The organism is Psychroserpens mesophilus, from assembly GCF_000826645.1.
Classification (GTDB): Bacteria; Bacteroidota; Bacteroidia; order Flavobacteriales; family Flavobacteriaceae; genus Psychroserpens; species Psychroserpens mesophilus.
Genome location: NZ_JXJP01000006.1, coordinates 12,350 through 26,791, shown reverse-complemented (window position 1 = coordinate 26,791; position 14,442 = coordinate 12,350). Strand labels below are relative to the sequence as shown.

Genomic DNA, 14,442 nt, shown 5'->3' with positions numbered 1-14,442 from the left:
TATTAAGCACGCTCTAAACTTCGGTTGCTTACATAAACTCGCGATTACTTTAACAGAGGTAAACGAGATAAACGAGATAAAATTACTAATCTGATATATATCATAGCCTATTTCATGACTACATCATAATTTTGTTAAACACCATTAAAATTCACAATTATGCTGTCTATACTTTTACCGACTGATTTTTCTGAAAATTCTATGAATGCTATTAAATACGCATTAGAGTTTTTCAAATACCAAAAAACAGAATTCTATTTTATGCATGCTTATAGAAATGAGTTTTATGATCATGAAGAATTGGTTTCACGGGATGTTTTTGATGAGGTCTTGAATAAGGTCAAAAATGAATCTCAAAACAACCTTAAAAATCTTCTGGATACAGTTCATGAATTAGCTCCAAATCCCAGATTCACATATCATATTATATCTGCCAACAACACGCTTGTAGAAGAGGCTAACGCTATTGCAGATAAACATAACATCGACTTAATTGTTATGGGAACTAAGGGTAAATCTAACGAACGTCACATTGTGTTTGGAAGTCACACCTTTCAGGTATTAAAATATGTAAAGTGTCCTGTACTTGCTATACCATCAAATTATAAAAACACTCAACCCAAGGATATTTTATTTCCAACCAATTACTTAATACCATATAAACGTCGCGAATTAAAACTGCTATCTGTTTTAGCAAAATCATACAGAAGCAATATTCATGTGTTGTACGTATCAACAAGCAATAAGTTATCCATCAGACAAGAAGACAATAAAACATTCATTAAAGAAACACTGTCAAACAATACAGTCCATTTTTGTCATGAAGAAAGTAAAAAAATAGCAGACACGATTAAAAGCTGTATTGAAGACAAAAAAATAGATCTCATAACGATGATTAATACACAGCATTCATTTTTAGAAGATTTACTTTTTCCGTCAACTATAGACAAAGTTAGTCTTGGATTGGAAATACCATTACTAGCGATGCAAAATACAGCCCGTTAATGATTCAAACCTATTAAATTTTAAGCAATGAAACATATCCTTTTACCAACAGATTTTTCCGAAAATTCATGGAATGCTATTACATATGCTATCAAGCTTTTCAAAAAAGAAATATGTACATTCTATTTACTAAACACATACACACCTGTTATTTATCACGTTGAATATGTTCTTGGCTATCCTGCTCAATTTGGATTAGGCGATGCCGTAAGAGATACATCGCAAAAAAACCTAGCAGATTTAGTTTCAAAAATTACATCAAAATTTGGTAGTAATCCAAATCATTGTTTTGAAACTTCAGCTCGTTTTAACACTCTGGTTTCAGGTATAAAAGAATTTATTATCAAGCATCCTATTGATTTAATCGTCATGGGAACTAAAGGAGCCACAGGCGCAAAAGAAGTGTTATTTGGGTCAAATACAGTACATGTGTTTAATGATATTAAATGCCCTATTGTAGCCATTCCATCCGATTTTGAGTTTGAACATCCTCATGAAATCTTATTCCCAACTGATCTTGAAGTAAATTATAATACAATTGAAATTCAGATCGTAAAAGAATTAGCAGAGCACAATCATTCCAGAATTAATGCCATGTACGTTAGAACTGGTAATGAATTGACAGATCTTCAGAAGCAAAATAAATTAGAACTGGAATCCGTATTTGAAAACACAGCCTATTTATTTCATGATGTCAAGACCATGAATTTAGTTGAAGCCATAAATACATTTCAGATTAAGCATAAAATCAACCTCTTGGTCATGGTCAACAATAAACATTCATTTTTTGAAAATTTGTTTTTCAAAAACACCATTAATCAAATTGGGTTCCATTTAAATGTTCCGTTTTTAGTAATTCCAACGAAACAAGGATCTACTGATTAATATCATTTCAAAAGGTGAGTATAAGCATTAAATTACAGTTTTAATTTAAGACTAATAGCTATGAAATTCAATATCCTTTTACCCACAGATTTTTCTGATAATGCGTGGAGTGCAGCTGTATATGGTTTAAAATTATTTGCTGAAGAAGAGTGCACGTTTTACTTTTTACATGCGACTAAAATGAAAGTTTCAGTAATGTCTAATCTATCTAATAAATTATTAAATATGATGAAAGAAAATGACATGAAAGAACTAGCAGATCTCAAAGAAATGGCAACACATACCAATGCCAATGCAAATCATGATTTTGAAGTTATTTTAAGTTCAGAAGATCTTCATGAAGCCATTGAAATTGTCGTAAAAAAGTACGCTATTGATTTCGTTATCATGGGTACAAAAGGAACGACAAAAGCAAAAGAAATTTTCTTCGGAAGTAACACCGTGAACATCATTAAAAAAATGAAACTGTGCCCTATTCTTGTTGTTCCTGATGAATTTGATTATGTTGAACCCAAACAATTTGCTTTTCCTACAGATTTTAATCGGTTTTACGGTGAAGAATTGCGTCCTCTGAAACGGCTGACAGATTTGCATAACTCTAAAATTAGAATTGTTCACATAAGTAACGAAGATCATCTAACGAGTGCTCAAGATTACAATCTCGCCATGCTCAAAGCCTATCTGGAAGACCATCCACATACTTTTCACTGGATGCTTGACTACACAAAAAAGTCAAAACAGATCAACGAATTTATTGAAGAACTGGACATCAATATGCTAGTAATGATTAATTACAAACACAGTTTTATTGAGAGTATTATTAAGGAGCCTATTATAAAGAAAATCGGATTCCATCCCACAATACCTTTTCTGGTTGTCCCTTGTTCAAACTGATGAATATCATTCCTATTACACTATGAATGTGCTAATTTTAGACTTAGACATTAACGATTACAGTCATGAAACACAACATTTTAATTCCTACCGATTTTTCAAAAAACTCATTGAAGGCTTTGAGTTATGCTAGGGAATTACATAAAAATGATACCTGTGATTTTTACATTCTTAATGTCTTTTCAGCTACTAGTAATATTTTAGATAGCTTACTCAATTTGGAACCTGGCAGCAAATTGTACGAACAAGCAAAGTACAACTCTGAAGAAGGTTTAGCAAGGGTTTATGATATGATTACATTTAGTAATGATGAGAATCCAAAACATCATTTTGAGGTAATCTCAAGGTTTAATAATGTTATCGATGCTATTAAACAAATCGTTGAACAAAAAGATATTGAAATGATAGTTATGGGTACTAAAGGACAAACCCATTCAAAAGCAACAGCCTTTGGTAGTACTGCCATTTATGTAATGGAAAAAGTACGCAATTGCCCAGTTATTGTCGTTCCTGAAAATTCAAAAATAGAATTACCTAATGAAATCGTATTCCCAACAAGCTTTAAAACCCATTACAAAAGAAGAGAACTGAACTATCTTACATCTATTGCAAAAAAAAGTGATGCAACCATAGCCATTCTTCACGTAAAGGAAGATGATGCATTGAATCAAACTCAAATCGACAACAAACAATTGCTAGAAGATATTTTAGAAGGCACTAATTATAAGTTTCATAATATGTCACACCATTCTGTAATGGTCGCCGTAAACCTGTTTGTTGAGAGCCGCTCGAGTGACATGGTCGCTTTTATAAATAAAAAACATGCTTTTTTTGGAAGTGTTCTAACAAATGCATTGGTAAAAAACATTTCCTTTCATTTAAATGTACCCATTTTAACAATGCACGATTTAAGAAATTGAAAGCTAAAATCGATAAAAATAAAGCTCATAGTGTCATGAAAAATCTATGTAAAACCTTTGGAAAGAGACTTCTTTAAGTTGAATTAAATTTCAACAATTTACGTAGTTAGTGAAGCGAAACTGCCATTATTGCTTTTAATTTTGGCAGTTTTTTAAAAATTTAAACATGAATAATACAGACTTTGAAATCACAAAATCATCTGGAGAAAAAGTAAGGTTTTCAATAGATAAGTTACGATCATCTCTAAAACGTACTGGAGCTGAAAAAGACACTATAGATCAAATAATAGATCATGTTCGTGATGAGCTCTACCAAGGCATCTCAACCAAAGAAATTTATAATAGAGCCTTTGCGCTTCTTAAAAAAAAGAAAAGTTATTTAGCCTCTAAATACAAACTAAAAAAAGCCATCTACGAATTAGGACCAACTGGTTTTCCCTTTGAACGTTTTGTGAGTGCTGTTTTAAAATTCTCTGGTTACAAAACTGAAGTTGGCAAAATTTTACAAGGCAAATGCGTAGCCCATGAAGTCGATGTAATTGCTAACAAAAACCATGAAACAACTATTATAGAGTGTAAGTTTCATGGCGAACAAGGTCTCAACTGCAATGTGAAAATTCCTCTTTATATCAACTCGAGATATCTAGATATAAAAACCTATTGGGATACTAATCCTAAAAACGATTCTAAACTTACTAAAGGTTGGCTGGCAACCAATACCAGATTTACGGAAGATGCATTGCAATATGGTAAATGCTGCGGACTGTACTTGTTGAGTTGGGATTACCCAAAAGATGACGGATTGAAAGACCGAATCGATAGGTTAGGATTATATCCCATAACTGTTTCTACATTGCTCACGAATAGAGAAAAACAATTTTTATTAAGTAGAGATATCGTGTTGTGTAGAGAATTAATAGGAGATGTTTTCTATTTGGATCATCTTGGAATTTCTGAAGTCAGAAAAGAGAAAATTTTAAATGAAATTTCTCAATTGTGTCATTAAACATCTCATTAAAATGGAAAAATTTGTAAAAATTAATTTTTTAGGCGCATCAGGAGTTGTCACAGGTTCAAAGTTTCTCATAGAAACTTCAGAAAAAAATATTCTTATTGATTGTGGTATGTTCCAAGGTCTAAAAGAACTTCGAGAATTGAACTGGAATGACCTTCCACTAGATGTTAGTGAAATTGATGTAGTTTTACTTACTCATGGGCATTTAGATCATGTTGGATATCTTCCTCGATTATACAAACAAGGGTTTAGAGGAAGCATAATCGGAACTGCTCCTACGCTAGCAATTGCTGAAATTATTCTTAAAGACAGTGCTAAAATACATGAGGAGGAAGCCGAAAAAGCAAACAAGGAACACTACACCAAACATACACCTGCCCTACCCTTTTACACTATTAAAGATGCTGAAAACACAATCGTATTATTTAAGCCTGAGGAGGCTGATAAATGGATGACATTATCTGAACACATTGCCTGCCGCTTTCAATATAATGGTCATATTATTGGTGCCACATTTATAGAAATAGATATCAATGGGAAACGTTTTGTTTTTTCGGGAGACATTGGGAGAAACAATGATTATCTGTTGAAGGATCCAAAAACACCTGAATGGGCAGACTATTTATTCATTGAAAGCACTTATGGCAATAAATTGCATCCACAAGAGCATGTAGAAACTATTTTAACTTCAATTATTACTGATACGATTCACAAAAAAGGAAATCTTATCATTCCAAGTTTTGCAGTAGAACGACTACAAACATTAATGTATGTTTTATGGAAATTATATAAAAACAATAAAATTCCGAATATTCCCATATTTATTGATAGCCCTATGGGAAATAATGTCTTGGAGGTTTTTAATCGCTTTCCGCAATGGCATAAATTATCTAGACAAGATTACAACGCTATGTGTAATCATGTAAATATCGTAGAGTCTTATAAGGAAACCTGGGAAACTATTGATGATAAACGCTCTAAAATTGTTATCGCTGGAAGTGGTATGGTTACAGGTGGTCGTGTGCTCACTTACTTACAGCAGCTCATAGACGAACCTTCAACAACCGTATTACTTGTTGGATATCAAGCTGAAGGAACGCGAGGCAGACAACTGCAAGATGGTGCTCATGAGATTAAGTTTTTCGGAAAATATTATCCTGTCAATGCAACTATTAAAAATATAGAGAGTTTATCTGCTCATGCTGACCAAGAAGGCTTGCTCAACTGGATGAAAAGCATTAAAAATGTTCCTGAAAAAGTATATTTAATTCACGGCGAACCAGCAGCTTTAGATGTCTTTAGAGTAAAAATAAAAGACACTTATGGTTGGAATGTTTGTGTTCCTAAATTAACAGATGTTGATAAACTACTCATTTAAAACCTTAAATAGATTGATCAAACTGATTAATATCATTTCATAACTTCATCTTCATCAGTAACTTAACAGCATTAAATAAGTTTAATTTTAAAAATATAACATTATGTCACTTATCAAATTTAATAACAGAAATAGATTGTTCCCATCTTGGAACAATGAAAGCTTAAAATCATTTTTGAGTACAGATGATTTTTTTAACAACGACTTCTTTGAAGAAGATAGCTTAATGCCTGCTATGAACATTAAAGAACATGATCAGGATTTTGAAATCGAATTTGCTGCACCAGGATTCTCTAAAATGGATTTTGAAGTAACCATAAATGATAATATTTTAAATGTTTGTGGTGAGAAAAAACAAGAAAAAGAAAGTAAAAATGACGACTATACTCGAAAAGAATTTAGTTACAATTCTTTCAAACGATCACTAAATCTACCTAAATCGGTGAATATTGATCAAGATATCAAAGCCACCTATAAAAATGGTATTTTAAAATTAAATCTTCAAAAGAAAGAAGGTAAAAAAGAAGTGCCTAAAAAAGTAATCGAAGTTCTTTAAGAGTTGAGAAAGCAGAAGGTAATTTGAGGGTTTACTTTCTGCTTTCAACTATAAACTATGAAATCATGAAAACAGGAAAAACATACGCACACTATACCGAATGGTTAAGTGTAGACCAGATGCATGAAGCATCAAAAGAATGGCTGTCTGAATTACAGTTTGTAAGAGATGAACATCGCTTTTTCGAAGATCTTATCACAACGTTCACATCGCAATTAATCGCATTGGACACATTTTCAGACAATAAAGAAATTATCGACGCTATCAATCGATCTCATAAACAAAATAACACGCTCATTGAAGCTGTGAAAACACATGAAAATGAACTTCAAATTATGGTTGATGGCATCAATCAATTAGATAGAGAAAAGGCATACGCTAAAGAACATAGAGATTTAATCCATACAATTTCTGACTTCTTAAAACACTACAAATCTTTGAAATCACAACTCTTCGATATCATAAAAACCATCAAAAAAGAAGAAAAACAAAGACACTTAATTGATAAAAAATAACACCTATATTCTGCTATGAAATCACGGATCTCAATTCTACTGATGCTTTTACTTTTAAGTTGTTCTTCTACTCAATTAGTTGAAAGTTGGAAAAACCCAGATATTGATAGTTATGAGCCTTACAAAGTACTTGTTGTAGGTCTGACTTCAGATGAAACTGCAAGACTCCAATTTGAAGAAAAACTTAAACAGGAATTAGAATTAAGAGGTTATGAAGTTGTAATGAGTTTTGATCTTTTTAAAACAGAAAAAATGAATACAGCAGAATTAGATAGTTTAGAAAGTCAACTTATAAAGTCTGGCTTTGATACCATCTTACTTACTAAAATTATTGGTGTTGAAGAAAAAATTACATATAGTGAAAGTTATAAAAGCTATAATGAAACCTATCGCAAATTCAAAGATGAATTTCTGAAACATCAAGATATATATTACAGTCCGAATTATTATAATGCCTACCAAATATATAAAGCAGAGACCTCAGTTTATTGCATTTGTCCAACTAAAGATAGAGAACTTATTTGGAAAGGCTATATCAATATTACAGATCCTCAAGCTCAATCTATAGAAAAGACAGTTAATGACTATGTAAAATTAGCTATTTTGGTCTTAGAAGAAGAGCAATTAATTAAATCGTTGCCGATAAACAATCAGGAATCAACGAACCTTATCAATTAAGAAAATACATCGTTATTTACATAAAATTTCCTTAAATAAACAACCTAGTTTTTTAACTAAAACTTAGTTCTAGTATCTTTGAAAAAAAGACTAGCTATGTCTAAACAAAAAAAACCCGACCAAGTTGTATTTAATGAAGCTACTCAAAATTATGATGCTGCTTTAAAACCCTATGCAACTAATGTAGGCGCTCCGGCTATTGAAGTAACAGATGCGACAACTTGGAAAAACAAAAACATCTATAAAGCTAACAAACAAATTCAAGCCAAATATCTTGAACTAAAAGCTGAGTATGATAAAATGATGGATGAGTTAGCGTATAATAATTTGGTTTATAATGCGCGTTTTAATTTTGAACCTATTATTGGTGAAACCTATCATTTATATAAAGACAAAAATGATGAACCATTCTTATCTATAATTGCACCTAAAGATTGTAATTTTAATTATGTTGGTAGTTTTTATTTAAATAGTGAACAACTCTGGAAGAAAACTCAGAATTAACTTATGGGTTTAACAATTGCAAGACTACTCATAGATTTTGGTTTAGTTATTCTAATCTGGATGATTCAACTTATAGTGTATCCTAGTTTTAAGTACCTTCCTAAAGAAGAACTTCTGAAATGGCACAAAAAATACACCTTTCGCATAGCTTGTATTGTTATTCCTTTAATGGTCTTACAATTAGTTATTTATGGGTTCCAGGTAGTTAAAATCCAAACAGCTTATCATATACTCGGACTTATCATAGTGGTAGCGCTATGGTTAATCACATTTTCGACGTTTGTACCACTACATAATGCGATACTGAATACTACATATTCGAATAAAACTTTAGAGAATCTTGTACGCAAAAATTGGGACAGAACTGGGCTTTGGACCGTGTTATTTATCTTAAGTTTGCTTGAGTTTATTTACAATACTTACTAGCAAGAATCTACCTATCTTGATCCGTTTTATTATATGCACGAATCACAAAAATTGCCCAAATCACAACACAAAGTGATATAGCGACCGAAAACCATAAAACAATATCGTTAGCGTCCATTCGTAATTTGCTTTATAAAAATGACCACAGCCAACAGTGTTGGAGCCCAAAGACCGATAAAAATTGCATGAATTTGATCACCTGTAAGAAATAAATATTCTGCAACTATAATAATCAAGGCACAAAGGAACAGCATAAATGCATTTGAAGCTCCTATTTTTTTAAAAATATTCATTACGTGAGGGTTAGTTTAAAAACTAAGTTAATAAAAATTAATCGATAACAATTGCTATCCTAAATATTAATGTAAAAAAAAATTGAAATTACTATCAGTTTCAAATTTCCATATCTAAAATTTCAGTATTACATTTGGCACAATTAATGTTTGACAATGTGATGTCAAATAAAACCAAACCCATGAGATATTATCTGCTTCTTCTATTGCTTTTTGTTTCTGTAATTATTAATGCACAAAATACGGCTATTGGCACTAATGAAAAGCTCACATTCAGTGCTTCGTATAACATGTCTGGGTTACTTACAGAGCTTGCTCAAGTCACTATGGAAACTAGTGAAGTAAAAACCTCAACATCCACGTTATTAAAATTGAAATGTACTGCTGCCACGTACAGTAAATGGGATAGCTTTTTTAAGATAAGAGATTTGTATGAGAGTTACGTAAGTCCGAAAACGTTAACACCTTATCTGTATAAAAGAGACATTAGTGAAGGTGGTTATGAAAAATTTATGCAATACAAATTCAAGCATAAAACAAACAGTATAGAAAGCATAAAAAGAAAGAAACGAGGTGATGGCAGCACTTGGGAAGAGAAAAAGAAATTCAATATTAGTGCAACCACCAAAGATTTAGTATCTACAATATATAATATTAGAAATCTCGATATTCACAAAGCCACTCCTGGTGATAATCAAGTTTTCAAAGTAGTTTTTGATAATGAAGAGTTTTTAATTAACGTTAAATACCTTAGCAAAGAAACCATCAACACCAGTATTGGAAAAAAAGAATGTTATAAATTGGCTATTTCAATCAAAAACAGCTCTGTTCTCAAGGGTAATAATGACAATCTGCTATGGCTAACAGCTGATGCTAATAAAATTCCAGTATTAGCTAAATTTAAAATACCGGTTGGTAATGGTGAGCTTAAAATTGTGTCTGCAACAGGTTTAAAAAATTAATTATCTATGAAAAAGTTCCTTGTTATTTTAGGATTTATTGCTGCTATTTTAGCTGTTGTTCTTTCGGTCACACCTCTTTCTAAAATTGCTTATCTTCCAGCAGTAGCAGCTTTAGTTTTTGGAAGTATCGCCACTTACTTATTTAAAGGAAAACAAGACTCAAAAAAATCCATTCAACTCATTTTTTTAATGACAATTATAGCATTGGTAGTTACAACGTACAAATCAGTATATAATACAGTTGAAGTAGGTAACACTGAAGAATTATTAGAAAAAGAAAATGAATCTGAAGAAAATGCCATAGAAGAACTTGAAGAACTTGAAATAGATGAGGCAGATTTAGAATAAAATATGTTTCAAAATTAAAGCCGTTTAAAACTTCAATATTATCTTTTTTTTTATTTTATTTGACTGAAAATTAGAGCTATATCAAAAGGATATTGCTCTCTAATAACTGAAATTCAATACATGAAAGCCCTCATAGTCGCATCAGCATTAACTCTCGTTGGATCTTGCGCTACCTTAAGTCATACCGAAAAACTACAAAAAATTAAAGATAATATAGTTTTCACAGATGCAAACATCATTAACAACTATGCTCAAACCATTACCTCGGCTGAACTAAACACACATGTATATAAATTTTCTTCCGATGAATTTCAAGGTCGAAGAGCTGGTGAACCAGGACATCATAAAGCTGCCAATTACATTAAAGATTACTATGTAAAAGAAGGCATTACCTCGCCTTTAGGTAGTAATAACTATTATCAAATAGTACCTGAATCCTTTTTTTCAGATGATATAAAAAGTTCGCCAAACGTTATTGCTTACATTGAGGGATCTGTATATCCTGATGAAGTTTTAATTATTTCTGGACATTCGGACCATGAAGGTTTTACCGAGAATGACATTTATAATGGAGCCGACGACAATGGTTCTGGTACAGCAGCAATGCTCGAAATGGCTCAGGCATTTAAAAAGGCTGAAAACGATGGATTCCCTCCTAAACGCAGTATCGTTTTTCTTCATTTTACAGGAGAAGAAGTTGATTTAACTGGTTCAAGATATTACACAAAATACCCTATATTTCCATTGCACAATACCATTGCAAATCTTAACATCGATATGATTGGTCGTGTTGATGATACCCATGAAGATAATCCTAATTATATTTATCTGATTGGTTCGGAGCGGTTGAGCACTGAACTGCATTATATTTCAGAATCTGCTAACAAAAATTTCGCAAAACTTGAATTAGATTATCGTTTAAATAGTGACAGCGATCCCAACCAATATTACAGTCGATCAGACCACTATAATTTTGCACAACAGGGTATTCCTGTCATTTTTTATTTTAGTGGTACACATGATGATTATCATGAACCTACTGATACTGCCGAAAAAATAAATTACCCCCTTTTACGTAAACGAACAGTACTAATTTTCGCAACTGCATGGTATATTGCAAATAACGAAAAACGTATTGAAGTAGATCAGGATTCTTAACTGCTGTTAAAGTTTGTTAAAGATAGATTAATATGAAATTCTAACATCTGAGATTTTTGTAATATCGTATTTTAAAACACTAAAACAACTATGAAAAAGAATCTACTCCTAGGTGCTCTGGGCATCTTGGCAATGACTTGTGCCAAAGAACCTGCTGACCCTACCGTTTATGGAAACACAATTACTTCAGATGATCTTAAAGACTTGCTTTACACATATGCTTCAGATGAATTTGAAGGTCGTGAAACAGGCGAACCAGGCCACGACATGGCGACAAAATATCTTCAAGAGAAATACATCAGTATGGGTATTGCATCACCACTCCTTAAAGATGATTATTTACAAGAAGTTCCACTAGAACGCCAAAAATTGCCAGAAGTATCTTTAATTGTCAACGGTAAAAAAGCAACCGTTTTAGATGACTTCATTCCTCCACGAAATGTAAATGTTCCTTCACTTAATATTAATCAAATCGTCTATGCTGGATATGGCATTCACACTGATATTTATTCAGATTATAACAACTTAGATGTTAAAGGTAAAGTTGTTCTTATTAAATCTGGCGAACCACAAAATGCCGATAGCACTTATGTCACCTCAGGTACAAAAGAAAAAACACAATGGACTTCAGGTAGAAGAGCTAGAAATTTAAAGATTGAGACTGCTTCCAATCTTGGTGCAAGAGCTGTACTTATAATGGATGATTCTGCTCAAAAGTATTATTCAAATTATTATAATAGGTTACTAGAATCTGATTATGAAGGTCGTATTTCATCCGTTAGCAGTGATGATGAAACATTTAGTTTTATTATCAATCAAGCGTTCGCTAAGCAATTGGTTAATGATATTGATACCAATGACGCACCTAAGATTGTGGATGTCAACATCGAGTTATCACTTAAAAAAAATGTTAGTAGCTTTAATTCTCATAATGTTGTAGCATTTATAGAAGGAGAGAAAAACCCTGATGAAATTGTTGTCATTTCTGCTCACCTTGATCACATAGGAATTGAGGATGGAGAAGTAAGTAATGGAGCAGATGATGATGGTTCGGGAACAGTAGCTATGCTAGAAATTGCTCAAGCATTCAAAACTGCCATCAAAGATGGTTTTAGACCCAAACGATCTATTTTATTTTTACATTTAACTGCTGAAGAAAAAGGACTACAAGGATCTAAATATTATACAGATATTAATCCGATTTTTCCATTAGAAAATACTGTAGCAAATCTCAATATTGATATGATTGGCCGTATTGATAAATTTCATGAAAACGATAGAAACTATATTTATGTCATTGGAGCAGATATGCTAAGCACAGAATTATATAACATCAATGAAACTGTAAACAAAAAGTACACCAATATTAATCTCGATTACCGATATAACAATGAAACAGATCCTAATCGTTACTATTACAGATCTGATCATTATAACTTTGCTAAAAATAATATTCCGGTGGCGTTTTATTTTAACGGCACACATGATGATTATCACAAAGTAACCGATACACCAGATAAAATTGAATATGACTTACTTGAGAAAAGAACACGTCTTGTATTCTATACAGCTTGGGAACTCGTTAATAGAGATCATAGAATAGTAGTTGACAAAGCTGATCAAACAAACTAAAATGGCATTTATAAATAATCTTATAAAACGTTACTTATATGAGTAACGTTTTTTATTTCAATTTATCGCACAAAAAAACTCCTCCATTTTGGAGAAGCTTTTGGATTTTGGATGAAAGACCGGATTCACTCCGACTACGCTTTGCATAAACCTCTCACCCAAAGTAGATTTAGCTTAATTAAAGACACAAAAAAAGTCTTCAATATTCATTGAAGACTTCTGCTTTTGGGTGGAAGACCGGGTTCGAACCGGCGACTTTCGGTACCACAAACCGACGCTCTAACCAGCTGAGCTACAACCACCATATAAATTTATTATCAAGTTTTTGAAAAACTTTATAAAAGGAACGCTCTAACCAAATGAAAGAACCACCATATGCATTTTATTTAAACTTCGAAAAGCTTTCCAATAGGAATGCTCTAATCAGCTGAAAATAGAGCCACCGTTTAAATTGGATTGCAAATGTAAATTATTTCATAGATACAACAAAGCGTTTTTTAAAAATTATTACTTCAAATCAAACAAACTTTCAACAGCCACATATCGTTCCACTGTAAAGCCTTCAGCATACTCTACTCCAATTATACGTCCTAAATCTCTCGCTCTATATTTTATGCTATCTGTAAAGTTTTTGCTTGAAATAGGTGTTTGTGGTTCTTTGCTATCAGGATTATAAAACTGCGTTTTATAAGCTAAGACCGAATTCATTTTGATATCTATGAAATCTGTAACATCTACTGTTATTTCAGGTTCTATGTGTTTCCATTGAATATAATGATATACATGTTTTGGTCGCCATTGCTGTTGCCGTTTCCCATCAAGTTCTGTCTCTATTTTCAGTAAGCCACTCAAAAAACATGCGTCACTAACTAACTTACTTCCCTTTGCATGATCGATATGTCTGTCATCAATAGCATTACATAATACAATCTCCGGTTGATACTTACGAATCATTTTGATAACCTCAATCTGATGCGCTTTATCATTTATAAAAAATCCATCAGCAAATGCCAGATTTTCTCTTACAGTAACACCTAAAATTTTAGCGGCATCACTTGCTTCTTGATCTCGAGTGTCAGCTGTTCCACGTGTTCCTAATTCGCCGCGAGTTAAATCAACTATTCCAATATTTTTACCATTGTTAACTTCTTTGGCTATTGTTGCACCACAACCTAATTCAACGTCATCTGGATGTGCTCCAAAAGCTAGTATATCTAATTTCATTTTCAAAAACATTTAAAACTACAATACTGGTTATTTTTTAATATAAGAA

Annotated in this window: 17 protein-coding genes and 1 tRNA gene; 15 read left to right on the top strand and 3 right to left on the bottom strand. The window is 32.2% G+C overall.

From position 1 onward, the window contains the following. The first annotated feature begins 159 nt into the window (after positions 1 to 159). The 11 genes from TD18_RS06340 to TD18_RS06290 all read left to right on the top strand — a co-directional run bounded on the left by TD18_RS06340 (position 160) and on the right by TD18_RS06290 (position 8,776). Positions 160 to 1,005, top strand: coding sequence for a universal stress protein (locus TD18_RS06340; RefSeq protein WP_040250118.1), 846 nt, complete (start codon positions 160 to 162; stop codon positions 1,003 to 1,005). Positions 1,006 to 1,032: 27 nt separating this feature from the next. After that, a complete protein-coding gene (locus TD18_RS06335; RefSeq protein WP_040250116.1) occupies positions 1,033 to 1,890 on the top strand; it encodes a universal stress protein in 858 nt (285 codons plus the stop codon). 60 nt (positions 1,891 to 1,950) lie between these two features. After that, positions 1,951 to 2,784, top strand: coding sequence for a universal stress protein (locus TD18_RS06330; protein WP_040250114.1), 834 nt, complete (start codon positions 1,951 to 1,953; stop codon positions 2,782 to 2,784). Between the two features lie 65 nt (positions 2,785 to 2,849). Further along, on the top strand, positions 2,850 to 3,704 hold the full coding sequence (locus TD18_RS06325; protein ID WP_040250112.1) for a universal stress protein: 855 nt from the start codon (positions 2,850 to 2,852) through the stop codon (positions 3,702 to 3,704). A gap of 166 nt (positions 3,705 to 3,870) precedes the next feature. After that, positions 3,871 to 4,710 (top strand): ATP cone domain-containing protein, encoded by an 840-nt coding sequence (locus TD18_RS06320; protein ID WP_040250109.1) that lies wholly within the window; start codon positions 3,871 to 3,873, stop codon positions 4,708 to 4,710. Between the two features lie 13 nt (positions 4,711 to 4,723). Next, positions 4,724 to 6,097, top strand: coding sequence for an MBL fold metallo-hydrolase RNA specificity domain-containing protein (locus TD18_RS06315; RefSeq protein WP_040250576.1), 1,374 nt, complete (start codon positions 4,724 to 4,726; stop codon positions 6,095 to 6,097). 103 nt (positions 6,098 to 6,200) lie between these two features. Continuing rightward, positions 6,201 to 6,653 (top strand): Hsp20/alpha crystallin family protein, encoded by a 453-nt coding sequence (locus tag TD18_RS06310; RefSeq protein ID WP_040250106.1) that lies wholly within the window; start codon positions 6,201 to 6,203, stop codon positions 6,651 to 6,653. Between the two features lie 65 nt (positions 6,654 to 6,718). Beyond that, a complete protein-coding gene (locus TD18_RS06305; RefSeq protein ID WP_040250103.1) occupies positions 6,719 to 7,168 on the top strand; it encodes a hypothetical protein in 450 nt (149 codons plus the stop codon). A gap of 15 nt (positions 7,169 to 7,183) precedes the next feature. Beyond that, complete coding sequence (locus TD18_RS06300; protein ID WP_040250100.1) at positions 7,184 to 7,846, top strand: hypothetical protein; 663 nt, start codon at positions 7,184 to 7,186, stop codon at positions 7,844 to 7,846. A 96-nt stretch (positions 7,847 to 7,942) separates the two neighbouring features. Continuing rightward, the gene (locus TD18_RS06295; RefSeq protein ID WP_040250097.1) at positions 7,943 to 8,350 is read left to right on the top strand and encodes a DUF2452 domain-containing protein; all 408 of its coding nucleotides are present in this window, start codon (positions 7,943 to 7,945) and stop codon (positions 8,348 to 8,350) included. Between the two features lie 3 nt (positions 8,351 to 8,353). Next, positions 8,354 to 8,776 (top strand): hypothetical protein, encoded by a 423-nt coding sequence (locus TD18_RS06290; RefSeq protein ID WP_040250095.1) that lies wholly within the window; start codon positions 8,354 to 8,356, stop codon positions 8,774 to 8,776. A gap of 107 nt (positions 8,777 to 8,883) precedes the next feature. Here the strand turns inward: TD18_RS06290 and TD18_RS06285 are convergent, their stop codons facing one another. Further along, the gene (locus TD18_RS06285) at positions 8,884 to 9,069 is read right to left on the bottom strand and encodes a hypothetical protein (protein ID WP_040250094.1); all 186 of its coding nucleotides are present in this window, start codon (positions 9,067 to 9,069) and stop codon (positions 8,884 to 8,886) included. A gap of 182 nt (positions 9,070 to 9,251) precedes the next feature. Here TD18_RS06285 and TD18_RS06280 point away from each other — a divergent pair, with 182 nt between their 5' ends. The 4 genes from TD18_RS06280 (at position 9,252) to TD18_RS06265 (ending at position 13,169) form a co-directional block, all read left to right on the top strand. Next, positions 9,252 to 10,031, top strand: coding sequence for a DUF3108 domain-containing protein (locus tag TD18_RS06280; protein WP_040250575.1), 780 nt, complete (start codon positions 9,252 to 9,254; stop codon positions 10,029 to 10,031). Positions 10,032 to 10,037: 6 nt separating this feature from the next. Next, entirely contained in the window at positions 10,038 to 10,379 is a 342-nt protein-coding gene (locus TD18_RS06275) for a hypothetical protein (RefSeq protein ID WP_040250092.1), read from the top strand. Positions 10,380 to 10,499: 120 nt separating this feature from the next. Further along, the gene (locus TD18_RS06270) at positions 10,500 to 11,537 is read left to right on the top strand and encodes a M28 family peptidase (RefSeq protein WP_040250089.1); all 1,038 of its coding nucleotides are present in this window, start codon (positions 10,500 to 10,502) and stop codon (positions 11,535 to 11,537) included. Between the two features lie 90 nt (positions 11,538 to 11,627). Further along, complete coding sequence (locus tag TD18_RS06265) at positions 11,628 to 13,169, top strand: M28 family peptidase (protein ID WP_040250086.1); 1,542 nt, start codon at positions 11,628 to 11,630, stop codon at positions 13,167 to 13,169. A 227-nt stretch (positions 13,170 to 13,396) separates the two neighbouring features. On the opposite strand, the gene TD18_RS06260 is transcribed toward TD18_RS06265, so the two are convergent. After that, positions 13,397 to 13,472: transfer RNA gene (locus tag TD18_RS06260), tRNA-His, on the bottom strand. A 204-nt stretch (positions 13,473 to 13,676) separates the two neighbouring features. Next, positions 13,677 to 14,393 (bottom strand): bacillithiol biosynthesis deacetylase BshB1, encoded by a 717-nt coding sequence (gene bshB1 / locus TD18_RS06255; RefSeq protein ID WP_174435320.1) that lies wholly within the window; start codon positions 14,391 to 14,393, stop codon positions 13,677 to 13,679. Between the last annotated feature and the right edge of the window lie 49 nt (positions 14,394 to 14,442).